Origin of the sequence: Pseudomonas sp. PDM01, from assembly GCF_014852325.1 — a bacterium.
Lineage (GTDB): Bacteria > Pseudomonadota > Gammaproteobacteria > Pseudomonadales > Pseudomonadaceae > Aquipseudomonas > Aquipseudomonas migulae.
This window is the reverse complement of the sequence record NZ_JACVBK010000010.1, coordinates 1-21,552: the sequence shown is the minus strand read 5'-3', so window position 1 is coordinate 21,552 and position 21,552 is coordinate 1. Positions and strand designations below refer to the sequence as shown.

The 21,552-nt window shown below is 58.9% G+C and carries 22 protein-coding genes and 1 pseudogene; 15 read left to right on the top strand and 8 right to left on the bottom strand.

Annotation, left to right across the window (positions count from 1 at the left end; translation table 11 throughout):
• Position 1: 1 nt before the first annotated feature.
• The gene (gene gluQRS / locus IB246_RS23535) at positions 2–895 is read right to left on the bottom strand and encodes a tRNA glutamyl-Q(34) synthetase GluQRS (protein ID WP_008036380.1); all 894 of its coding nucleotides are present in this window, start codon (positions 893–895) and stop codon (positions 2–4) included.
• A gap of 204 nt (positions 896–1,099) precedes the next feature.
• Positions 1,100–1,540 (bottom strand): RNA polymerase-binding protein DksA, encoded by a 441-nt coding sequence (gene dksA / locus IB246_RS23530; protein ID WP_007902025.1) that lies wholly within the window; start codon positions 1,538–1,540, stop codon positions 1,100–1,102.
• 335 nt (positions 1,541–1,875) lie between these two features.
• Between dksA and IB246_RS23525 the strand changes: the two genes are divergently transcribed.
• Positions 1,876–3,048, top strand: coding sequence for a pyridoxal phosphate-dependent aminotransferase (locus IB246_RS23525; RefSeq protein ID WP_008036382.1), 1,173 nt, complete (start codon positions 1,876–1,878; stop codon positions 3,046–3,048).
• Complete coding sequence (sfsA, locus tag IB246_RS23520) at positions 3,048–3,761, top strand: DNA/RNA nuclease SfsA (RefSeq protein ID WP_008036383.1); 714 nt, start codon at positions 3,048–3,050, stop codon at positions 3,759–3,761. Before IB246_RS23525 ends, sfsA begins: the two co-directional genes overlap by 1 nt.
• On the opposite strand, the gene IB246_RS23515 is transcribed toward sfsA, so the two are convergent.
• Positions 3,758–4,075: a Rieske (2Fe-2S) protein gene (locus IB246_RS23515; protein WP_008036384.1), complete on the bottom strand. Its 318-nt coding sequence runs from the start codon at positions 4,073–4,075 to the stop codon at positions 3,758–3,760. The two genes, sfsA and IB246_RS23515, sit on opposite strands and share 4 nt — an antisense overlap.
• Before the next feature lie 166 nt (positions 4,076–4,241).
• Between IB246_RS23515 and IB246_RS23510 the strand changes: the two genes are divergently transcribed.
• Genes IB246_RS23510 through IB246_RS23495 form a run of 4 tightly spaced genes read left to right on the top strand, consistent with a single transcriptional unit; the run spans position 4,242 to position 7,795 of the window.
• Complete coding sequence (locus IB246_RS23510) at positions 4,242–5,114, top strand: heme/hemin ABC transporter substrate-binding protein (RefSeq protein WP_008036385.1); 873 nt, start codon at positions 4,242–4,244, stop codon at positions 5,112–5,114.
• A 50-nt stretch (positions 5,115–5,164) separates the two neighbouring features.
• Positions 5,165–6,148 carry a FecCD family ABC transporter permease gene (locus tag IB246_RS23505; protein WP_177318156.1) on the top strand — a complete coding sequence of 328 codons (984 nt, stop codon included), beginning with the start codon at positions 5,165–5,167 and terminating at the stop codon, positions 6,146–6,148.
• Positions 6,148–6,915: a heme ABC transporter ATP-binding protein gene (locus tag IB246_RS23500; protein WP_008036387.1), complete on the top strand. Its 768-nt coding sequence runs from the start codon at positions 6,148–6,150 to the stop codon at positions 6,913–6,915. Before IB246_RS23505 ends, IB246_RS23500 begins: the two co-directional genes overlap by 1 nt.
• Positions 6,916–6,937: 22 nt before the next feature.
• Positions 6,938–7,795 (top strand): ChaN family lipoprotein, encoded by an 858-nt coding sequence (locus tag IB246_RS23495; protein ID WP_008036396.1) that lies wholly within the window; start codon positions 6,938–6,940, stop codon positions 7,793–7,795.
• Between the two features lie 363 nt (positions 7,796–8,158).
• On the opposite strand, the pseudogene IB246_RS28765 reads toward IB246_RS23495, so the two are convergent.
• The 4 genes and pseudogenes from IB246_RS28765 to IB246_RS23480 form a co-directional block, all read right to left on the bottom strand.
• Positions 8,159–8,278: pseudogene (locus IB246_RS28765) on the bottom strand (cAMP-binding protein); the annotation flags it as partial.
• Positions 8,279–8,292: 14 nt separating this feature from the next.
• Complete coding sequence (locus IB246_RS23490) at positions 8,293–8,565, bottom strand: TfoX/Sxy family protein (RefSeq protein ID WP_007971093.1); 273 nt, start codon at positions 8,563–8,565, stop codon at positions 8,293–8,295.
• Between the two features lie 259 nt (positions 8,566–8,824).
• Complete coding sequence (locus IB246_RS23485) at positions 8,825–9,169, bottom strand: pentapeptide repeat-containing protein (RefSeq protein ID WP_008033166.1); 345 nt, start codon at positions 9,167–9,169, stop codon at positions 8,825–8,827.
• Positions 9,170–9,260: 91 nt separating this feature from the next.
• Positions 9,261–10,817 carry an AAA family ATPase gene (locus IB246_RS23480; protein ID WP_008036398.1) on the bottom strand — a complete coding sequence of 519 codons (1,557 nt, stop codon included), beginning with the start codon at positions 10,815–10,817 and terminating at the stop codon, positions 9,261–9,263.
• Between the two features lie 117 nt (positions 10,818–10,934).
• Between IB246_RS23480 and mrcB the strand changes: the two genes are divergently transcribed.
• From mrcB to IB246_RS23465, 3 genes are read left to right on the top strand one after another with little or no spacing between them, the layout of a single operon-like run.
• Positions 10,935–13,259, top strand: a complete 2,325-nt coding sequence (mrcB, locus tag IB246_RS23475) for a penicillin-binding protein 1B (RefSeq protein WP_008036406.1) — start codon at positions 10,935–10,937, stop codon at positions 13,257–13,259.
• Positions 13,260–13,275: 16 nt separating this feature from the next.
• Positions 13,276–14,010, top strand: a complete 735-nt coding sequence (locus IB246_RS23470) for a tetratricopeptide repeat protein (RefSeq protein WP_008036407.1) — start codon at positions 13,276–13,278, stop codon at positions 14,008–14,010.
• The gene (locus IB246_RS23465; RefSeq protein WP_008036409.1) at positions 14,010–14,345 is read left to right on the top strand and encodes a YqcC family protein; all 336 of its coding nucleotides are present in this window, start codon (positions 14,010–14,012) and stop codon (positions 14,343–14,345) included. The genes IB246_RS23470 and IB246_RS23465 overlap by 1 nt, the downstream gene beginning before the upstream one ends.
• A gap of 115 nt (positions 14,346–14,460) precedes the next feature.
• On the opposite strand, the gene IB246_RS23460 is transcribed toward IB246_RS23465, so the two are convergent.
• A complete protein-coding gene (locus tag IB246_RS23460; RefSeq protein ID WP_008036416.1) occupies positions 14,461–14,880 on the bottom strand; it encodes a DUF4124 domain-containing protein in 420 nt (139 codons plus the stop codon).
• 400 nt (positions 14,881–15,280) lie between these two features.
• On the opposite strand from IB246_RS23460, the gene IB246_RS23455 reads away from it, so the two are divergent.
• The 6 genes from IB246_RS23455 to msrQ all read left to right on the top strand — a co-directional run bounded on the left by IB246_RS23455 (position 15,281) and on the right by msrQ (position 21,255).
• Positions 15,281–17,005: an acetolactate synthase 3 large subunit gene (locus tag IB246_RS23455; RefSeq protein ID WP_008033158.1), complete on the top strand. Its 1,725-nt coding sequence runs from the start codon at positions 15,281–15,283 to the stop codon at positions 17,003–17,005.
• Between the two features lie 2 nt (positions 17,006–17,007).
• Positions 17,008–17,499 (top strand): acetolactate synthase small subunit, encoded by a 492-nt coding sequence (gene ilvN / locus IB246_RS23450; protein ID WP_003205610.1) that lies wholly within the window; start codon positions 17,008–17,010, stop codon positions 17,497–17,499.
• Positions 17,500–17,547: 48 nt separating this feature from the next.
• Positions 17,548–18,564 carry a ketol-acid reductoisomerase gene (ilvC, locus tag IB246_RS23445; RefSeq protein WP_003228216.1) on the top strand — a complete coding sequence of 339 codons (1,017 nt, stop codon included), beginning with the start codon at positions 17,548–17,550 and terminating at the stop codon, positions 18,562–18,564.
• Positions 18,565–18,708: 144 nt separating this feature from the next.
• Positions 18,709–19,563, top strand: coding sequence for a CDP-diacylglycerol--serine O-phosphatidyltransferase (pssA, locus tag IB246_RS23440; protein ID WP_008033154.1), 855 nt, complete (start codon positions 18,709–18,711; stop codon positions 19,561–19,563).
• Positions 19,564–19,621: 58 nt separating this feature from the next.
• Positions 19,622–20,635 carry a protein-methionine-sulfoxide reductase catalytic subunit MsrP gene (msrP, locus tag IB246_RS23435; RefSeq protein ID WP_008036422.1) on the top strand — a complete coding sequence of 338 codons (1,014 nt, stop codon included), beginning with the start codon at positions 19,622–19,624 and terminating at the stop codon, positions 20,633–20,635.
• A complete protein-coding gene (msrQ, locus tag IB246_RS23430; protein WP_008036424.1) occupies positions 20,635–21,255 on the top strand; it encodes a protein-methionine-sulfoxide reductase heme-binding subunit MsrQ in 621 nt (206 codons plus the stop codon). Before msrP ends, msrQ begins: the two co-directional genes overlap by 1 nt.
• Positions 21,256–21,552 lie beyond the last annotated feature (297 nt).

Below are 21,552 nucleotides of genomic sequence, written 5' to 3'. Positions count from 1 at the left end.
ATCACTGTAGTTGCGCTTCGGGCAGGTTGAGTGTGCGCGGGATCTTCAGCGCGTCCCAGTGGGCAATGCCCCAGTTCAGCACTTCCCGTGGTGTGGCGTACGCCAGCTCTGTGCCGGGATTTTGCCCAAGTGCGCGCAATGCGCGCAGCAATAACGGTGTTGCCTGGTCTTCGGTCAGCGGCGGCGAACGGTAGGACTTGCCGAGCTTGTTGCCGTCAGGCTGGGTAATCAGCGGGATGTGCAGATAGCGCGGTTGCGAAAAACCCAGTAGTTCTTGCAGATAGAGCTGGCGTGGCGTGGAGTCCAGCAGGTCGGCGCCACGGACGATGTCGGTGATGCCTTGCCAGGCATCATCAAGCACCACCGCCAGTTGATAGGCGTAGAGCCCGTCGCGGCGGCGGATCACGAAATCACCGACGTCCCGCCCCAGGTGTTGACGGTACTCGCCCTGCACGCGGTCGATGAAGTGGTATTCCAGCTCAGGCACGCGCAAGCGAATGGCGGCATCTTCAGTGCCATGGCCTGCATTGCGACACAAACCCGGATAAATGCCGTGATACGGCTCCAGTTGTTTGCGCGAGCACGTACAGGCGTAGGCCAGGCCGTGATTGAACAGGCGATTGAGCACTTCGGCGTAGGCATCGTGACGGTCGCTCTGTCGGACCATTTCGCCGTCCCATTCGAAACCGTAGCTTTCCAGCGCCTTGAGAATGGCCGCTTGGGCACCGGGTTCTTCCCGTGGCGGATCGAGGTCTTCCATGCGCATCAACCAGCGCCCGCCCACCGAGCGCGCGTCGAGGTACGAGGCCAGCGCTGCGACCAGCGAACCGAAATGCAGATGGCCGCTTGGCGTAGGGGCGAAGCGTCCGATATAGGCGGGGGCGATGGCGGTCATAAGGCGATTTCAGGCTGTCCAATCGTTTCGAGCATGGCTTGAAGCCGTCTTCGCGAGCAAGCTTCGCTCCTACAAAGGCCGGCGCAATCTCCTGTAGGAGCGAAGCTTGCTCGCGAAGGCGATTCCGAAGACGCAATAAACATCAGCAAATATCAGAAACAAAAACGGAGCGTTCGCACGCTCCGTTCTTCGTTCAAGTCGCAATTACTTGCCGACTTGCTTTTCCTTGATTTCCGCCAGGGTCTTGCAGTCAACGCACATGTCGGCGGTAGGGCGTGCTTCCAGTCGCTTGACGCCGATCTCGACGCCGCAGGACTCGCACCAGCCATATTCTTCGTCTTCGATCAATTGCAGCGTCTTGTCGATCTTCTTGATCAACTTGCGCTCGCGGTCACGGGCGCGCAATTCAAGGCTGAATTCTTCTTCCTGGCTGGCACGGTCTGCCGGGTCAGGGAAGTTGGCCGCCTCGTCTTTCATGTGATCAACCGTGCGGTCGACTTCCTGCATCAAGTCCTGTTTCCACTTGTTCAGGATCTTGGTGAAGTGAGCGCGCATGGGTTTGCCCATGTACTCCTCGCCCTTTACTTCTTTGTAGGGTTCGAAGCCGCTGATCGACTGATTTTGCTGCTTTGCTTGGGTGGGCATGAAATGGACCGCCTCTACTCTTGTAATCCATCTGCGCAGGATTGCTCCATCACCGACACCTGCCGGCCCTGCGGCTGCAAGCGGGCGAACTTACCAGATCAAATCGGGCCGCGCTACTCCCGGATGTCGAGGTAGTGGCCCGAAGGGCTTGCAAATGATTGCAAAGCCTTGACCGGTGGTGCTGGAGACCTGATCAATTAATGATTTTAGTCAAACCTTGCGCACTCGCATGGGTCGTTTGTGGCCAGGGTCTTAACGCGTCTGACCGCTTTAGGTTCTCGCTCGTTCCTGCGCTTGGGTAGAATCGGTTTTTTTACCCTGTTGAAGGAAGGCTAATGGCTCAGTCCTACAGTGCCCGCAGTCGCGCGATCGAACCGTTCCATGTCATGGCGCTGCTGGCGCGGGCCAATGAACTGCAAGCTGCCGGCCACGACGTTATCCACCTGGAAATCGGCGAACCGGATTTCACCACCGCCGAGCCGATCATCCAGGCCGGCCAGGCCGCGCTGACGGCGGGAAAAACCCGTTACACCGCCGCCCGTGGCATTCCCGAGCTGCGTGAGGCCATTTCCAGCTTCTATCAGCAGCGTTACGGTTTGAACATCGATCCGCGGCGAATCCTCATCACCCCCGGCGGTTCCGGTGCGTTGCTGCTGGCCAGTGCCTTGCTGGTGGATCCGGGCAAACACTGGCTGCTGGCGGACCCGGGTTACCCCTGCAACCGGCATTTCCTGCGGTTGGTGGAAGGCGCGGCGCAGCTTGTTCCTGTCGGTCCGGAGGTGCGTTACCAGCTGACACCGGATCTGGTCGAGCGTTATTGGGATCACGACAGCGTCGGCGCGCTGGTGGCGTCGCCGGCCAATCCGACCGGGACGATTCTGACCCGCGACGAACTGGCGGGGCTGTCGACTGCAATCAAGGCGCGGCATGGCCATCTGGTGGTGGACGAGATCTATCACGGCCTGACCTACGGCACCGATGCCGCCAGCGTGCTGGAAGTCGATGACAGCGCCTTCGTGCTGAATAGTTTTTCAAAGTATTTCGGCATGACCGGCTGGCGACTCGGTTGGCTGGTGGCGCCGGAAGCGGCGGTCGGCGAACTGGAAAAACTCGCACAGAACCTCTACATCAGCGCCCCGAGCATGGCCCAGCATGCTGCGCTGGCCTGTTTCGAGCCTGCGACCATCGCCATTCTTGAAGAGCGTCGCGCCGAGTTTGGTCGGCGCCGGGATTTCCTGCTGCCTGCATTGCGAGAGTTGGGTTTCGGCATCGCCGTTGAACCCGAAGGCGCATTCTATTTGTATGCCGATATCAGCAAGTTCGGAGGAGATGCCTTCGCGTTCTGCCGGCATTTCCTTGAAACCGAGCACGTGGCGATTACGCCGGGCCTCGACTTCGGGCGTTTTCAGGCCGGCCATCACGTGCGGTTTGCCTACACACAAAGCCTTCCGCGTTTGCAGGAAGCGGTCGAACGCATCGCTCGCGGCTTGAAGAGCTGGCAAGGCTGATGCGGTTCAATCCTCCCCTCGAAGAAGGTCGACTGATTCGACGTTACAAGCGTTTTCTCGCCGATATCGAAACCGTTCACGGCGAGTTGCTGACCATTCACTGCCCGAACACCGGCTCGATGCTCAATTGTCAGGTGGAGGGCGGGCAGGTCTGGTTCAGTCGCTCCAATGATCCCAAGCGCAAATTACCCGGCACTTGGGAAATCGGCGAGACCCCTCAAGGTCGCTTGTTCTGCGTGAACACCGGGCGCGCCAACGGTTTGATTGAGGAAGCACTGCGGGGCGGCGTCATTACTGAGCTCAACGGCTTCACCGAACTGAAACGCGAAGTGGCCTACGGGCAGGAGAACAGTCGCATCGACTTTCGCCTCGATTACCCAAGCGGGCCGGCGTATGTGGAAGTCAAAAGTGTCACGTTGGGCTTCGATGGCTCATCGGTGGCGGCGTTTCCCGATGCGGTCACCCAGCGTGGTGCCAAGCATTTGCGGGAACTGGCGCATCTGGCGCGGGACGGGATTCGTGCGGTGCAGTTGTATTGCGTGAACCTCACCGGCATCGATGCCGTGCGTCCTGCTGAGGAAATCGATTCGGCCTACGCGGCTGCTTTGCGAGAGGCGGTGGCGTGCGGTGTTGAAGTCCTGGCTTACGGCGTGCGGTTGACCCACGAGGAAATGCGGGTCGAGCGGCGTCTTGAGGTGTTGCTCAACGGTTAGAGGCTGACCCAGATTCCTTGAGCGTCTTCGCGACATTCAATGGTGGTCAGGGATTGCCCGGCACATGGGCCGGCGACGCACTCGCCATCTTCGATCAGGAACAGTGCGCCGTGGGTGGCGCACTGGATCAGGCTGTTGCTGGGGTCGAGAAACCGGTCGGGTGTCCATTCCAGCCCGACGCCACGGTGCGGGCAACGGTTGATATACACGTAGACCTGATCGTTCCGGCGTACGGCGAATAGCTTCTCGCCGTCGATCTCGAAACCGCGGCTGCTGGATTCGGCCAGCTCAGCGCCTGCGCAAAGAAACTTCATGTCTATCCTCAAGTGCGGCGGCTCGTGACTGGATATGTCCGAGCTTGACGTTCAAATGCAAACAATTATCAAATGGCCGCTTCGCCCGTCGGGTGCAGGTGCCGGATGCCGAGGATACTTGGCCTGTCACTTCAATGCCTGGGAAAACCATTAAAGGAAGCTGTTTATGCGCCTGAGTACCCGCGTTGCTGCGCTCTGTGCCGGACTTCTCGTCAGCCACCACGCCGCAGCGGCCGAGTTGCCACAACGCTGGGTCAGCGCCGGTGGGGCCTTGTCGGAGTGGGTCAGCGCGCTCGGCGGCGAATCGAAACTGGTCGGTGTCGACACCACCAGCCAGCACCCGGAATCGCTTAAGGCGTTACCGAGCATCGGTTATCAGCGGCAGCTGTCGGCGGAGGGCATCTTGAGCTTACGCCCGCAGATCCTGGTCGGCACCGAAGAAATGGGGCCGCCGCCGGTGATTTCGCAGATTCGCACGGCGGGGGTGCAAGTCGAACTGTTCTCGGCTCAGCCGGACCTGCCGACGTTGCACGCGAACTTGCAGCAGTTGGGCAAATTGCTCGGCGCCGAGGACAAGGCTGCGCAACTGTTCCAGGGCTATCAACAGCAACTCGATCAGCAAAAGGTTCGGGTCACCAATGCGCAGCTGACGCAGCCCTCACCGGGTGTGCTGGTGCTGCTCGGTCATGCGGGCGGCAAGCCTCTTATCGCTGGGAAGGACACCGCGGCTGATTGGATGATTCAAAAGGCCGGTGGGCACAACCTGGCGACGCACACCGGTTACAAACCTTTTTCCAATGAATCCTTGATCAGCCTGGACCCCGAGGTGCTGGTGTTCGCCGACCGCGCATTGACCGGTGAAGCGGCGCGCGCAGCGCTGTTCAAGGAAAACCCGATTCTGTCTTCCACCCGCGCCGCCAAGGACGGGCGCGTCATGGAGCTCGATCCAACGTTGCTGGTGGGTGGGCTTGGCCCGCGGTTGCCCGAGGCGTTGAAAAAAATCAGTGACGGTTTCTATCCCGGCACTGCTGCTCAATGACCGTCCTGGTAAAACCCCGGGCGTTGTTCATCGGCCTGAGCCTGCTGTGTTTGCTGGCGATCTGGCTGTCGTTGGCGCTCGGTCCGGTGAGCCTGCCGTTGCTCGATACCTTGCGTGCAGCGTTACGCATGATCGGCCTGCCTTTTGCGCCTGACGGACTGGAGCAGGCCGAGCTGATCCTCGGGCAGATTCGCCTGCCGCGTACCTTGTTGGGATTGGCGGTGGGTGGTGTGCTGGCATTGTCGGGTGTGGCGATGCAGGGCTTGTTTCGCAACCCATTGGCCGATCCGGGGTTGGTGGGCGTTTCTGGTGGCGCGGCATTAGGCGCGGCCATCGCAATTGTCGGCGGCGCGGCGTTTGGTGGGTTGCCGGAATTCCTCGGGCCGTACCTTTTATCGCTGTGCGCGTTTCTCGGCGGGCTCGGCGTGACAGCGATGGTGTATCGACTGGGTCGGCGCAACGGGCAAACCGATGTCGCAACCATGCTGTTGGCGGGTCTCGCTTTGACGGCGCTGGCCGGCTCGATCGTGGGGCTGTTTACCTACCTGGCAGACGACACGACTTTGCGAACGCTGACCTTCTGGAATCTGGGCAGTCTGAACGGTGCCAGTTATTCGCGACTCTGGCCGTTACTGTTGATCAGTGCCGGCGTGGCGCTGTGGTTGCCGCGTCGCGCCAAGGCGTTGAATGCGTTGTTGCTGGGCGAGTCGGAGGCCGGACACCTGGGCATCGACGTCGAAAAGCTCAAGCGTGAGTTGGTGCTTTGCACGGCGTTGGGTGTCGGCGCGGCGGTGGCAGCGGCGGGGATGATCGGCTTTGTCGGGCTGGTGGTGCCGCATCTGGTGCGTCTGCTGGCCGGTCCCGATCATCGGGTGTTGCTGCCGGCCTCGGTGCTGGCGGGCGCCAGTCTCCTGTTGTTCGCGGATCTGGTGGCGCGACTGGCCTTGGCGCCGGCGGAGTTGCCGATCGGAATCGTCACCGCGATGATCGGTGCGCCGGTCTTTCTTTATCTATTGCTGCGAGGGCGTGCCTGATGTTGCGAACGCAAAATCTGCACATCCGCCGAGGCCGCAAGATTGTCCTGATGGATATTACGCTTGAGCTCAAACCGGGAGAGGTCCTCGGCGTGCTGGGGCCTAACGGTGCGGGCAAAAGTACGTTGTTGGGCGCCTTGTGCGGCGAGTTGCAGGCTGATCATGCCAGCGTGTGGCTCGATGAGCGCGAGTTGCGTGACTGGACTGGCGCGCAACGAGCGCAACGCCTGGCGGTATTGCCACAAGTATCGACCTTGAACTTCGCCTTTCGCGTCGAGGAAGTCGTCGGCATGGGGCGCTTGCCGCACCAGACCGGCCGGGTCCGCGATGACGAAATCGTCGCCGCCGCATTGCAGGCCGCCGATGCCGGGCATTTGAGTGGTCGCAGCTATCTGGCGTTGTCCGGCGGCGAACGCCAGCGGGTGCATCTGGCGCGGGTGCTGGCGCAACTCTGGCCGGGCGAGGCGGGGCAAACGCTGTTGCTCGACGAGCCGACTTCGATGCTTGATCCGCTGCATCAACACACCACCTTGCAAGCGGTGCGCGAGTTCGCCGATCGCGGCGCGTCCGTGTTGGTGATCCTGCATGATCTGAACCTGGCGGCGCGCTATTGTGATCGCCTGTTACTGCTCGAAGGCGGGCGGCCGGTCGCGCTCGATACCCCGGAGCAAGTGTTGCGTCCGGAACCGCTCAAGGCGGTATTCGGGCTGGACGTCTTGGTGCAGCAGCACCCGGAGCGTGGGCATCCGCTGATCATCGCCCGCTGAGTCATTGATAGAGGGTGTGGGCATGCGTGTGATGGTGATTCTGGCGGTGCTGATGCTGAGTGCTTGTCAGCATGTTTCGACGCCGCCGGTCACCGGCGAGATTCGCGACTTGCGCAGTGGTCAGACGCTGACGGCGCAGGAGCTGCTGGCGCGTCTGGCCAAGCCGTCGCGATTGATCGTGGGGGAGCAGCATGACAATCGCGATCACCATGAACTGCAACGCTGGTTATTGCAGGCGCTGGGAGAACGACGCCCGCAAGGCAGCCTGCTGCTGGAAATGCTCACGCCGGATCAACAGCTGCGCGTCGATGACGTTCGCCACGCCTCGACGCTGCCCTCGGATTTGCCAGGTGCATTAGCCTGGCAATCTGGGTGGGACTGGAATCTGTATGGGCCGATCGTTCGTTTCGCCCTGGCTCAACCGTATCCGCTGCTGGCTGCCAATCTGGACACTGTTGAGGTGCGTGCTTTTTACGCCCGGCCGCCGACATTAAGCGGCGCTCGCTCCAATGCCACGTCGGTCAAGGATGAGTTGCTGGCACAGATCAGCGGTTCCCATTGCGGCCTGCTGCCCGAATCGCAAATGCCGGCGATGCTCGCCGTCCAGCAGCAACGTGACCGGCGCATGGCCGAGCGGCTGTTGGCTGCACCCACTCCTGCATTGCTGTTCGCCGGCGCTTACCACGCGCGAAAGGATGTCGGTGTGCCGATCCATGCGCTTGATCTGGGAGCGCCCGAAGCCCCCGTGGTTTTAATGCTGGCGCAGCAGGGCGGCGAAGTCACAGCGGCGATGGCCGATTACGTCTGGTACACGCCTGCCACGCCGACGCCGGATTACTGTGCAGAGATGCGCAAGGGCCAGCCAAAATCAAAACCCTAAGCCACGGCTAAACCGATCCCTTGTAGGAGCCGGCTTGCCGGCGATAGCGATGTATCAGTCAACGCATTTAGTGATTGACCCACCGCTATCGCCGGCAAGCCGGCTCCTACAGGGGATCGGTTTTGCCAGGGGACTTTTGCACAGGCAAAAAAAGACCCGGCAAGAGCCGGGTCAAATAACCGTGATTAGCCTGATGAGGAGATATCTGAGAGTCCGAACCAAGGGCTTTTCAAATATCGACCAGTCTCGCGACCAGTTGTGATAATCATAGCGATTCTCATTACCAAGTCAACCGCTGATTTTTCATTTCCTCGAAAATTGTCAGTTGCTTGGCGAGAAGCCCTGAAATCATTGGGCTTCAGACTACATTCCTGATGAGCTCAGCTGCGTGGTGTGCTTGTTCAGCAGGTCAATGCGTCGGTCCACGCTCTCGATCAGGCTGTGGGCGATCTTCGGATTGCCTTGAGTGAGGCTGAGAAACTCTCCTTCGCTCCCGTTCAATTCTTGTGGCGTGACGAGATCGCTTCCAACTGTTTATTCAGGGCTTCCTTGCGCTCGGCGGGGATGTCGTTCCAATGCACATCCATCAGCGCGCCTTCGATCGCATATAACAACACCTTGGATGCCCGGAACCCGCGCGTGCGCACAGCCCGATAGGCATCCACCGCCCCCAGGCGACGCAAGTCTGAGGCGCTGTGGATGCCCACGGCATGCAGCCACTGCGCCGATGTCTTGCCAAGATTCTTCAGGTGCTGCAGTTCATCATTCATCAAGCCTCCTTGCGACGGCCGAACGGTGCGTGGGCAAGCTTCTGAGGAGTGTAGCCATCAGTAGGAAAAGCGTGATTGTTTGGTCGGTTTCGGAGCAAATGCTTCTAAGAAGCGACTCCGATGTGCAGCGTAAAAATACGCGAGCAAGGTAGGAAAAGGCGGAAGGGCGTCAAGTTCTCAAGCTGAAAACACCCACAGTCCAGCGCAAGGCGGGGGGGCGCCAAGGCTGAGCACTGGACATGTCAGTTATCGGTCGTTTTTAACGGGTTCGATAACGCAGGCGTGTACCGAAATTCATCGACATCAGAATTTCGTCGGCACTCAGCTCTCGTGGAAAGTAGGCGCCGGAGATCTGCGCGTGGGCCAGGCTTGCGCCTTCCAGGTTTGAGTTGCTGAAATCGATGCCGCGCAAGTCGGCAGAGCGGAAGTAAGCATCGGTAAAGTCGATGCCGTCGGCATTCAGTTCACGCAGGTCCAGGCCTCGGAAGTCACCACCGACCATGTCGATAGGTCCGTCTTTTGGACGTTCGTTGTTGAAACCTGTGATGTCGTCTTTGTGCAGTAAGGCATAAAGCGGGGTGTCGAGAAGTTTCGGCTGGCTCATGTCACATCACCTGTTGGTTTTATGACGCCAGTATAGTGCCACTATTTGACAGCCGTGAAGCCAGCGAAGGCTCCACGGCTGAAATACTTTCTTACAGGCCCGGCAGGCGTTGGCGAATTTGCGCAACGACGGTGTCGAGGGTCCCGCTTTCATTGGTCTGCACGCGTTTGCTGCACAGAATCTCTTCTGGCGTCAGGGCTTCACGATTGGCTTGCTGCGCTTCGATAACGGCCAGATTGGCGTCGGATGGATCCTTTTTGTCTGCCTGGCGCAGGGCCAGCCAGCTTTCGATCACCGCTTGTGGCGCGTTGCAATCAAGGATCAGGAACGGCGCGCCGGTGGCTTCGGCAATTTTCGCCGCGCCGTCACGCTGGTCGCGCTTGAGGTAAGTGGCATCGACCACCACTGGGAAACCGGCGCGCAGGATTACCGCGGCGATTTCATGCAGGCGAGTGTAGGTTGCGGCGCTGGCGTCGGCGCTATAAATGCCGGCTTGCGGATCGTTGGCGACAGTTTGTTCGCCGAACAGGCGTTTGCGCTCGACATCGGAACGCAGGCGAATTGCGCCCAGCGCTTCCACCAGACGCATGGCCACGTGGCTTTTGCCAACAGCGGAAACGCCGTGGGTGATGGCCATGAAGCGCGAAGGAATGGTGCTGTAGCTTTCCGCCAGATTTGCATAGTTGCGGTACTGGCGCAGGGTCGTGGCGCGCTGCACCGGGTCGGCCTCGGCCGGCATGCTGAACAGGCTGACCTTGGCGCGAACCAGCGCACGGTAGGCTTTATAGAAGTTCAGCAGTTCCAGGCCCTGGTAATCGCCGGTCAACTCCAGGTATTGGCTGATAAAGCGACGGGCCAGGCTCTTCAGGCCGCGGTCTTCAAGGTCCATCGCCAGGAAGCCGGTGTCGGCATAGACGTCGGTGAAGCGGAACGGCTCGTTGAATTCGATGCAGTCGAAGATCACGACCTTGCCATCGATCACGGTGGCGTTGCCCAGGTGGATATCACCGTGGCACTCGCGGATGAACCCCTCAGCCTTACGCTGGGCAAACAGTGGCTTGAGGCGTTCGAAGCTGCTTTCGGCCCAGGCTTGCAAGGCATCGAGTTGCAGCAGGTCTGCCTTGTCACTCAGGAACGGGCGGATCTGCTCGAAGTTCTGCCGCACTGGCGCCATGACGCTGTCCGGCGTGCCGGCTTCGTGTTCCGCAGGCACCTTTGGTGCGGTGAGGTGGAATTGCGCGATCTGTGCGGCCATCTCGTCGATGTGCGCGGTGGTCAATTCGCCGTTGGCTTGCAGCGTGCTGAGCAGTTGGCTCTGTGGGAACTGACGCATTTTCAGCGCGTATTCGATGACCGGACCGTCGCCGCCCAGTTGTGGCGCTTCGGCGCTGCCGGTAATCGGCAATACTTCGAGATACAAATCATTGGTCAGGCGCTGGTTCAGGCGCAGTTCTTCACCACAGAAATGCTCACGGGCATCGAGGCTGGTGAAGTCGAGGAAGCCGAAGTTGACTGGCTTCTTCACTTTATAAGCGAAAGCGCCTGTGAGAATGACCCAGGAGATGTGGGTTTCGATGAGCTGAAACCCGTCTACCGGGTGCGGGTAGAGGGCCGGGTTTTGCAGGGCGGCGATCAGGGACTGGCTCACAGGCGTTCCTTCAGAGTCTGGGAAAATTCACGGCCGCCATTATGGCCGCAAGTCCGCCCGACGCAAACCTCGGCGGGCTCCTGTTGAGTATGAATAAAGTGCGTATAATCCGGCGCCATGACTCGTACTCGATCCCCCCGTACCCCCAAAAAACCACCTTCCAGGGGCCTGCGCCCTTGGCTGGGCTGGGCCCTTAAACTCAGTCTGGTCGGCCTTGTGGTGCTCGCCGGGTTCGCGGTTTACCTCGACGCTATTGTCCAGGAGAAGTTCTCCGGCAAGCGCTGGACTATCCCGGCCAAGGTGTATGCGCGCCCGCTCGAGCTGTTCACCGGCCAGAAGCTGAGCAAGGAAGACTTCCTCACCGAACTCGACGCCCTGGGCTATCGCCGCGAAAGCGTGAGCAACGGCCCCGGCGCAGCAGCGGTTAACGGCAACACCGTTGACTTGAATACCCGTGGTTTCCAGTTCTATGAAGGCATGGAGAACGCCCAGCCCGTGCGCGTGCGCTTCTCCGGCGACTACGTGGCCGAACTTTCGGCGACCAACGGTTCGAAGCTTTCTGTGGTGCGGCTGGAACCGCTGCTGATCGGCGGGATTTATCCGAAGAATCTCGAAGACCGCATTCTGATCAACATCGATCAGGTGCCGCCGTATCTGCTGGAAACCCTGGTCGCTGTAGAAGACCGGGACTTCTATAGCCACTGGGGCGTGTCGCCGAAGTCGATTGTCCGCGCCATTTGGGTCAACACCTCTGGCGGCAAGATGACCCAGGGCGGTAGTACCCTGACGCAACAGTTGGTCAAGAACTTCTACCTGACCAGCGAACGCAGCCTGAGCCGCAAACTCACCGAAGCCATGATGGCGATGCTGCTTGAGCTGCATTACGACAAGCGGGAGATTCTTGAGGCCTACCTCAATGAAGTGTTCGTCGGTCAGGATGGCCAGCGCGCGGTGCACGGTTTCGGCCTCGCCAGCCAGTTCTTCTTCGGGCAGCCGTTGTCCGAACTGAAACTGCATCAAGTCGCGATGCTGGTGGGCATGGTCAAGGGACCGTCCTATTACAACCCGCGTCGCAATCCGGAGCGGGCGCTCGAGCGGCGCAACCTGGTGCTCGATGTGCTTGAGCAGCAAGGCGTCGCCACCGCCGAGCAGGTCGCTGCGGCGAAGAAAATGCCTTTGGGCGTGACGACGCGCGGCAAACTGGCCGACAGTTCGTTCCCTGGGTTTCTCGACCTGGTTAAACGTCAACTGCGCGAAGACTATCGCGACGAAGACTTGACCGAAGAAGGCCTGCGGATCTTCACCAGTTTCGATCCTATTTTGCAGATGAAAGCGGAAGCGTCGGTCAACGATACGTTCAAGCGCTTGTCCGGCCGTAAAGGTTCCGATGACGTTGAAGCCGCGATGGTCGTGACCAACCCGGAAACCGGTGAGGTCCAGGCCATGATCGGCAGTCGCCAGGCGAGCTTCGCCGGTTTCAACCGGGCGCTGGATGCTGTGCGACCGATCGGTTCGTTGATCAAGCCGGCGGTTTATCTGACAGCCCTTGAGAAACCTAGCCAGTACACGTTGACCAGTTGGCTGTCAGACGAATCCTTCTCGGTAAAAGGCGCGGACGGGCAGGTCTGGAAACCGCAAAACTATGATCGCCGCTCCCATGGCACTGTTTTCCTTTATCAGGGCCTGGCGCACTCCTACAACCTGTCGACCGCGCGTCTCGGGTTGGCGGTGGGCGTGCCGAATGTCTTGAAGACGCTGGCGCGCCTGGGTGTCAGTCGCGAGTTTCCGGCATTCCCGTCGATGCTGCTGGGTGCCGGCGGCATGACCCCGATCGAAGTGGCGACCATGTACCAGACCCTCGCCAACGGTGGCTTCAATACGCCGATGCGCGGGATTCGTAGCGTGCTGACGGCGGAAGGCGAACCGCTCAAGCGGTATCCGTTCCAGATTCAGCAGCGTTTCGATCCGGCGTCCATTTACCTGATCCAGAGCGCCATGCAGCGGGTCATGCGCGAAGGCACCGGCAGTTCGGTTTACAACGTGTTACCGAAAACCCTGACGCTGGCGGGCAAGACCGGTACGAGTAACGATTCGCGAGACAGCTGGTTCGCCGGCTTCAGTCAGGATTTGCTGGCGGTGGTGTGGCTGGGTCGTGATGACAACGGCAAGACACCGTTTACCGGTGCCACTGGGGCGTTGCAGGTCTGGACCAGTTTCATGCGCAAGGCCGATCCGTTGCCGCTGGACATGCCGCAGCCGGATAATGTGGTTCAGGCTTGGGTCGATTCACATACCGGACAAGGCTCTGATGCCAACTGCCCAGGCGCCGTACAGATGCCGTATATTCGCGGCAGCGAACCGCCTCCCGGCGCTGCTTGTGGTGGCGAAAGCCCTATTAACGGTGAAACGGTGATGGATTGGGTCAAGGGCTGGATGAATTAAGCAAAGAGGGTTTCAAGTGAACAAATGGTTGATTCCAGCGGTTGCCGCCGTGGCTTTGCTCAGCGGTTGCTCCAGCGTACAGCGTGGTTCGATCCCGGTTGTGGATTCCGGTAGCGCCGTTTCCAACAGTGAACGTGTTTCGGCCAATGGCGGTTTTCGTCAAACGACGGTTAAACGTCCTGTGCAATCCCAGACCCAGGCGATCCCGCAAGGTGACACCGGCGTCGTGGTGATGGTGCCGGGTGGCGGTGCAGTTGCATCGGCACCGATCAGCACTTCGCCGATTACGCCAGGCCCGATCACTTCGGGTCCGATCGACACTTCGCCAGTCCAGTCGGCCCCGATCAATCAGGGCAGCTACAGCATGCCATCGACGCCAAGCGGCATTCCTTCGTCGAGCGCCGGTGGTCTGTCAGCTGATGAACAGCTGGACGGTCCGGTATTGGCGCTGCTGACCACTGCTCAGCAGCAACAGGCTGGCGGTGACCTCAACGGTGCTTCTTCCAGTCTGGAGCGCGCCCAGCGTGTTGCACCGCGTGAGCCGCAAGTGCTTTATCGTCTGGCGCAGGTTCGCATGGCCCAAGGTGATGCGGCACAAGCCGAGCAGTTCGCTCGTCGTGGTCTGACCCTCGCCAATGGGCGTCCGGCACTTCAGGCCAGTCTGTGGGAGTTGATCGGTCAGGCACGTGATAAGCAGGGTGATTCCGCTGGCGCTGCACTGGCCCGTCAGAAGGCCAAGGTTTCGCTGTGATGGACGCACGCTTTCCGAAAATTGCCGAGCAGCTGTTGTTGATCGAGCGCGAGTTGCGGGTTCAGGGATGGTGGGACGAGGTCTCGCCATCGGTTGAAGCGCTGTCCAGTGTCGAGCCGTTCTCGGTCGATACGCTGGATTTCGAGCAGTGGCTGCAATGGATCTTCCTGCCGCGCATGAAAGCGATCCTCGAGCAGGATTTGCCGTTGCCCAATGCCTCGGGCATTCAGGAGATGGCGGAAATGGTCTTCGCCAGCCGCAATGTCCAAGGCAAGGATCGGCAGTTGCAGGTGCTGCTCAAAGAGTTCGACCAACTGATCACCGCCTCCCGCTGACCCCGGTCCCTTTCTGTAGGAGCAGAGCTTGCTCGCGAAGGCGGCCTAACATTCAACATATCTTTTGAATGTTAGGCCGCCTTCGTCGGAACGCCGCCCGGAGCAAGCTCTGCTCCTACTGGCAGTTTTCAGCGATCTGTCTTTGCGCTTCAGCAGTTCGTTCCTGACGTTGCTCGTCGGTCAGGCGCCGCATCTCACCCTCGACATCCTCCCGTATCCGCGGATTGTTCTGCAGTTGAGCCAGGTTCGTCCGCGCCTGCTCGCAGAATACCTTTAGCTGCGCTTGCTGCTCGGCGACCTGTTTTTTAACGGTCCTATCGATGGCCTGTTGATCGCCAATGGCGTTACTGCGGGGCAGCGTAGCCGGCTTGTTCGCAGAGGAGGGCGTGACAACGGTCGTGGCTTGCCGGCCCTGGGGCGGTTGCGCATCGAAGTGGGTAACGCCTTGTTCATCGACCCACGTGTAAATCTGAGCGGCCATGCACAAAGGGCTGATGCTGATCAGCAGGCTGGCGGTCAGGAAAAACGTTCGCATGCCATTTCCTTGTATTGGGTTGCGCAATTGAAGCTAACACAGTTGCTGTTTAGCGGTTTTTTCTTGCTTTCTCATGTGCTTACTTCAATAAAGCACATTGACGACTTGACTTGCAGGGGACGAAACAGAAGAATCCAAAGTCCGCTGTAGAGGGACTGCCAGAAGCAGACCCACTCGGCAGATCATGAGGCGCACATCCGCGCCGACCTGTTACACCCGCAACGCGTTACCTCGCGCTGGGTGGGAAAGCCCCGCAACACTTGGGACGATCCCAATACTTGCTCAGTCAGTGCTGACGTAGTCGGCGACCACCGTCGCTCATGCTCTGCCGAGAAGTAAACCTATTAAGACCCGTCCTCTTGTATGTGGGCGGTATTCTGGCGTTTTAGAGGTGAACAACGTGGAGCTTTTATCTGGCGGTGAGATGCTCGTCCGCTTTTTGCGTGACGAAGGCGTCAAGTACATCTACGGGTACCCGGGTGGTGCTCTTCTTCATGTTTACGATGCCCTGTTCAAAGAACCGGAAGTGACCCACATCCTGGTTCGTCACGAGCAGGCTGCGACCCATATGGCTGACGGCTACGCCCGTGCCACCGGTAAAGCCGGTGTGGTACTGGTGACCTCCGGCCCGGGCGCAACCAACGCCATTACCGGTATTGCCACGGCCTACATGGACTCCATTCCGATGGTGGTCATTTCCGGCCAGGTGCCTAGCAACATGGTTGGCACCGATGCGTTCCAGGAAACCGACATGATCGGTATCTCCCGGCCGATCGTGAAGCACAGCTTCATGATCAAGCACGCGTCGGAAATCCCGGAAGTCATGAAGAAAGCGTTCTACCTGGCGCAATCCGGTCGTCCTGGTCCGGTCGTTGTCGATATCCCGAAAGACATGACCAACCCGGCCGAGAAGTTCGAATACATCTTCCCGAAAAAAGCCAAGCTGCGTTCCTACAGCCCGGCCGTTCGCGGTCACTCCGGACAAATCCGCAAGGCAGCCGAAATGCTCCTGGCGGCCAAGCGCCCTGTGATGTACGCAGGCGGCGGTGTGATTCTCGGTGGTGGCTCCGCGCCGCTGACCGAGTTGGCGAAGATGCTCAACCTGCCAGTGACCAATACCCTGATGGGTCTGGGTGCCTACCCTGGCACCGACCGTCAGTTCATCGGCATGCTCGGCATGCACGGCAGCTACACCGCCAACCTGGCGATGCACCATGCTGACGTGATCCTCGCAGTCGGCGCACGCTTCGACGATCGTGTCATCAACGGCGCGTCGAAGTTCTGCCCGAATGCCAAGATCATTCACATCGACATCGACCCGGCTTCGATCTCCAAGACCATCAAGGCCGACGTGCCGATCGTTGGTCCGGTGGAAAGCGTCCTGACCGAAATGGTCGCGATCCTCAAGGAAATCGGCGAGACCCCGAACAAGGAGTCCGTTGCCAGTTGGTGGAAGCAAGTTGATGAGTGGCGCGGTGATCGCGGCCTGTTCCCTTACGACAAGGGCGACGGCAGTGTCATCAAGCCGCAGACCGTGATCGAAACCCTGTGCGAAGTGACCAAGGGCGATGCCTTTGTTGCCTCCGACGTGGGTCAGCACCAAATGTTCGCGGCGCAGTACTACAAGTTCAACAAGCCGAACCGCTGGATCAACTCCGGTGGCCTGGGCACCATGGGCTTCGGTTTCCCGGCGGCCATGGGTATCAAGTTGAGCTTTCCGGATGCCGACGTCGCCTGCGTAACGGGCGAGGGCAGTATCCAGATGAACATTCAGGAACTGTCCACCTGTCTGCAATATGGCTTGCCGGTCAAAATCGTCATCCTGAACAACGGCGTTCTGGGTATGGTTCGTCAGTGGCAGGACATGAGCTACGGTAGCCGTCACTCGCACTCCTACATGGAATCGTTGCCTGACTTCGTCAAGCTGGCAGAGGCCTATGGCCATGTCGGCGTGCGCATCACCGACTCGAAAGACTTGAAGTCGAAGATGGAAGAAGCATTCGCCATGAAGGATCGCCTGGTGGTCATCGATATTGCAGTCGACACCAGCGAGCACGTCTATCCGATGCAGATCAAAGACGGCTCCATGCGCGATATGTGGCTGAGCAAGACGGAGCGTACTTAATCATGCGGCACATTATTTCCTTGCTTCTGGAAAACGAACCCGGTGCTCTGTCGCGTGTAGTCGGCCTGTTCTCGCAGCGCAACTACAACATCGAAAGCCTGACCGTGGCGCCAACCGAAGACCCGACTTTGTCGCGTCTGACGCTGACCACCGTGGGTCACGATGAGATCATCGAGCAGATCACCAAGAACCTGAACAAGCTGATCGAAGTGGTCAAACTGGTCGACCTGTCGGAAAGTGCTCACATCGAGCGCGAACTGATGCTGGTCAAGGTCAAGGCCACCGGCGCCCAGCGCGCCGAGATCAAGCGCACTACCGATATTTACCGTGGGCAGATCGTCGATGTCAGCGCTAGCGTGTATACCGTTCAATTGACCGGTACCAGCGACAAGCTCGACAGCTTCATTCAGTCCATCGGCACCGCGTCGATCCTGGAAACCGTCCGCAGCGGCGTAACCGGTATTGCTCGCGGCGACAAAGTACTCAGCATCTAAACCAAATTAGCGAATGGCCTGAACGGCCTGGATATATAGGGGAAATTCATGAAAGTTTTCTACGATAAAGACTGCGACCTGTCGATCATCCAGGGCAAGAAAGTTGCCATCATCGGTTACGGTTCCCAAGGCCACGCTCAAGCGTGCAACCTGAAAGACTCCGGCGTTGACGTCACTGTTGGCCTGCGTAAAGGTTCGGCGACCGTTGCCAAAGCCGAAGCTCACGGCCTGAAAGTGACCGACGTTGCTTCCGCTGTTGCGGCTGCCGACCTGGTCATGATCCTGACCCCGGACGAGTTCCAGTCCTCCCTGTACAAAAACGAAATCGAGCCGAACATCAAGAAAGGCGCCACCCTGGCCTTCTCCCACGGCTTCGCGATCCACTACAACCAGGTTGTTCCGCGCGCTGACCTCGACGTGATCATGATCGCGCCGAAAGCACCGGGCCACACCGTGCGTTCCGAGTTCGTCAAAGGCGGCGGTATCCCTGACCTGATCGCTATCTATCAGGATGCTTCCGGCAACGCCAAAAACGTTGCACTGTCCTACGCTGCCGGCGTTGGTGGCGGTCGTACCGGTATCATCGAAACCACTTTCAAGGACGAGACCGAAACCGACCTGTTCGGCGAACAAGCCGTTCTGTGCGGTGGTACCGTTGAACTGGTCAAAGCCGGTTTCGAAACCCTGGTTGAAGCTGGCTACGCGCCGGAAATGGCCTACTTCGAATGCCTGCACGAACTGAAACTGATCGTTGACCTCATGTACGAAGGCGGTATCGCCAACATGAACTACTCGATCTCCAACAACGCTGAATACGGCGAGTACGTGACTGGTCCGGAAGTGATCAACGCCGAATCCCGTCAGGCCATGCGCAACGCCCTGAAACGTATTCAGGACGGCGAATACGCCAAGATGTTCATCAGCGAAGGCGCAACCGGCTATCCTTCGATGACCGCCAAGCGTCGTAACAACGCCGCTCACGGTATCGAAATCATCGGCGAGCAACTGCGCTCCATGATGCCGTGGATCGGTGCCAACAAGATCGTCGACAAAGCCAAAAACTAAGTCGCACACTTGTACGGAAAACGCGGCCTAGGCCGCGTTTTTTCGTTTAGGAGGCCGGTTCTGGTATAAAGCTGCATCGTTTGTGGCCGAACCGTCGTCCCAGACACCTGTCGAAACTTTCCACCCCGTTGCAAGGTAATGTCCATGAGCGAACGTCCCGAAGAGCCAAACCAGGCTTCTGACGCCGAAAGCCTGCTGCCCATCGATGAACACGTCGAAGAAGGGCATGACGCTGAAGGCCGTAAAGTCCGGCATCGTGGTATCTATCTTCTGCCGAATCTGTTCACCACTGCGAACCTGTTCGCAGGGTTCTACTCCATCATCAATTCAATGAGTGCCCAGAGTGCCTTGAGTGCCGGTGATGCGATTGGCGCGAGCAAGTATTTTGCGTTTGCCGCGATCGCCATTTTTGTCGCCATGGTGCTCGACGGTCTCGACGGTCGCGTTGCCCGTATGACAAACACCCAGAGTGCCTTCGGTGCCGAGTACGACTCGCTGTCCGATATGGTCGCCTTCGGTGTCGCGCCGGCACTGCTGGCATTTGGTTGGGCCTTGGGTGATATGGGCAAGGTCGGCTGGATGGTCGCCTTCATTTATGTCGCCGGCGCTGCGTTGCGCCTGGCACGTTTCAACACCCAGGTGGGCACCGCCGACAAGCGCTACTTCATCGGCCTGGCCAGTCCGGCTGCGGCGGGTGTGGTTGCGGGTATTGTCTGGGCGTTCAGCGATTACGGCATTCAGGGTTCCAAGATGTCTTTCCTGGTCGCGCTGATGGTTGCGGCTGCCGGCATGCTGATGGTCAGCAACATCAAGTACAACAGCTTCAAGGAGCTGGACCTGAAAGGGCGTGTGCCTTTCGTGGCGATCCTTGCCGTGGTGCTGGTGTTTGCCGTCGTGTTCAGTGATCCGCCGCGCATCCTGCTGCTGGTTTTCCTCGCCTATGCAGCGTCTGGCCCGGTTCAATACCTGTTACGTCTTCGTCGGCACAAAAGCGTGTAATTTCCCTCATACTCCGCAGTCTATTGGTGCATCTGTCCTCCAATGCTGCGGAGTTGCCATGCTGATCAAAGTCCCCAAGTCATCCGACTGCCATGAGTCGGATGTCACGCCTGAATCCCTCTATCTATCTCGTCGTAATGTATTGGGCGCCGCCGTTGCCGGCTTGGCTGTGAGCAGCTTGCCGCGTTGGGCCAGTGCTGACGATGCCGCGCGATACGCGGATGTCGAGGCGGGTAACGCGCCGTCCTGGTTTGCCGAAAAACTGCCTTCTACCAAGTGGGGGGCGGTCACCGTCAAGGATGAGGCGATCACGCCGTTCAAGGACGCGACCCACTACAACAACTTCTATGAGTTCGGTACCGACAAGGGTGATCCGGCCGCCAACGCCGGTTCTCTGAAAACCGAACCGTGGAGCGTGGTGGTGGACGGGGAGGTGGGTAAGCCGGGGCGATATGCGCTGGAGGACTTCATGAAGCCCTATCAGCTGGAGGAGCGCATCTATCGTCTTCGCTGTGTAGAGGCCTGGTCGATGGTCATTCCATGGATCGGATTTCCCATCTCTGCGTTGCTCAATGTTGTTGAGCCAACCTCCAAGGCAAAATTCATTCGCCTCGAAACGCTGCAGGACCCTAAGACCATGCCAGGGCAGCGCTCTGGTTTTGCCCTGATCGACTGGCCCTATGTAGAAGGGCTGCGTCTGGACGAGGCGATGAATCCGTTGGCGATTCTTGCAGTGGGCATGTACGGGCGTGAGTTGCCTAACCAGAACGGCGCGCCTCTGCGCCTGGTGGTGCCGTGGAAGTACGGCTTCAAGAGCGTCAAATCCATCGTGCGGATCAGTCTGGTCAGCGAGCAACCGAAAACCACCTGGCAAAGCATTGCTGCGGACGAGTACGGCTTCTATGCCAACGTAAATCCGACAGTCGATCATCCGCGCTGGACGCAGGCTCGGGAGCGTCGTTTACCGAGCGGTCTGTTCAAGCCCAATGTGCGTGACACGCAGATGTTCAACGGCTACTCGGACGAAGTTGCTTCTCTATATACAGGGCTCGATCTGCGGAAGAACTACTGATGCGATATCCGTTCTGGCGAGTGAGTGTCTTCATCGCTGCTGCGGTATGGCCGCTGCTCTGGCTCTATCAGGCTTGGGCGGATGTGCTGGGGCCGGATCCGGGCAAGGTGCTGGTTGATCGGTTGGGGTTGGGGACGCTTGTACTGCTGCTTATTACATTGAGTTTCACGCCGTTGCTGAAGCTCACCGGTTGGGCGGGGTGGATTGCTGTCCGACGGCAGCTGGGTTTGTGGTGCTTCGCTTATGTAGTTCTCCATCTGAGTGGCTATATAGCGTTCATTCTTGGCTTTGATTGGTCGCAGCTGGGGGTCGAGTTACGCAAGCGGCCATACATTATTGTCGGTGTGCTGGGGTTCCTTTGTTTGCTGGCGTTGGCGATAACCTCCAACCGCTACAGTCAACGTCGGCTGGGGGCTGGCTGGAAGAAACTGCATCGACTGGCTTATGGGGTTCTCGGTCTTGGCTTGCTGCATATGTTGTGGATCGTGCGTGCAGATCTGAAGGAGTGGGCTGTCTATGCCTCTATAGGCGCACTGCTATTGGTGTTGCGGTTACCGCCTGTCGCTCGTCGAATTCCACGTTTAATAGCTAAAAAGACATCTTCTGAAAGAAAAGCATAATTAGGTGTTGACGGCAGATTCTGGAAGTCTATAATTCGCCCCACTTCCGGCGCAGTCGAAACGGAAAACTCCTTGGTAAACAAAGAGTTACGCAGTTTTCGACGGCGAGTTGCTTCAGTTCATCGAAGCCCAGAAGGAGTTGAAAGAGCGGTGTTGTGTGGCTCTTTTGGCGGTTCGATCTTCTCGGTCGAAAGCGGAGAAAAAGAGGTGTTGACAGCAGCGAGTAACGCTGTAGAATTCGCCTCCCGCTAACGAGAGATCGGAAGCGCAAGTGGTTGAAGTTGCAAAGGAAACTTT

Coding starts and splice junctions, on each gene's coding strand:
- gluQRS (WP_008036380.1), bottom strand. CDS start 895: ATGACCGCCATCGCCCCCGCCTATATCGGACGCTTCGCCCCTACGCCA.
- dksA (WP_007902025.1), bottom strand. CDS start 1,540: ATGCCCACCCAAGCAAAGCAGCAAAATCAGTCGATCAGCGGCTTCGAA.
- IB246_RS23525 (WP_008036382.1), top strand. CDS start 1,876: ATGGCTCAGTCCTACAGTGCCCGCAGTCGCGCGATCGAACCGTTCCAT.
- sfsA (WP_008036383.1), top strand. CDS start 3,048: ATGCGGTTCAATCCTCCCCTCGAAGAAGGTCGACTGATTCGACGTTAC.
- IB246_RS23515 (WP_008036384.1), bottom strand. CDS start 4,075: ATGAAGTTTCTTTGCGCAGGCGCTGAGCTGGCCGAATCCAGCAGCCGC.
- IB246_RS23510 (WP_008036385.1), top strand. CDS start 4,242: ATGCGCCTGAGTACCCGCGTTGCTGCGCTCTGTGCCGGACTTCTCGTC.
- IB246_RS23500 (WP_008036387.1), top strand. CDS start 6,148: ATGTTGCGAACGCAAAATCTGCACATCCGCCGAGGCCGCAAGATTGTC.
- IB246_RS23495 (WP_008036396.1), top strand. CDS start 6,938: ATGCGTGTGATGGTGATTCTGGCGGTGCTGATGCTGAGTGCTTGTCAG.
- IB246_RS23490 (WP_007971093.1), bottom strand. CDS start 8,565: ATGAATGATGAACTGCAGCACCTGAAGAATCTTGGCAAGACATCGGCG.
- IB246_RS23485 (WP_008033166.1), bottom strand. CDS start 9,169: ATGAGCCAGCCGAAACTTCTCGACACCCCGCTTTATGCCTTACTGCAC.
- mrcB (WP_008036406.1), top strand. CDS start 10,935: ATGACTCGTACTCGATCCCCCCGTACCCCCAAAAAACCACCTTCCAGG.
- IB246_RS23465 (WP_008036409.1), top strand. CDS start 14,010: ATGGACGCACGCTTTCCGAAAATTGCCGAGCAGCTGTTGTTGATCGAG.
- IB246_RS23460 (WP_008036416.1), bottom strand. CDS start 14,880: ATGCGAACGTTTTTCCTGACCGCCAGCCTGCTGATCAGCATCAGCCCT.
- ilvN (WP_003205610.1), top strand. CDS start 17,008: ATGCGGCACATTATTTCCTTGCTTCTGGAAAACGAACCCGGTGCTCTG.
- ilvC (WP_003228216.1), top strand. CDS start 17,548: ATGAAAGTTTTCTACGATAAAGACTGCGACCTGTCGATCATCCAGGGC.
- pssA (WP_008033154.1), top strand. CDS start 18,709: ATGAGCGAACGTCCCGAAGAGCCAAACCAGGCTTCTGACGCCGAAAGC.
- msrP (WP_008036422.1), top strand. CDS start 19,622: ATGCTGATCAAAGTCCCCAAGTCATCCGACTGCCATGAGTCGGATGTC.
- msrQ (WP_008036424.1), top strand. CDS start 20,635: ATGCGATATCCGTTCTGGCGAGTGAGTGTCTTCATCGCTGCTGCGGTA.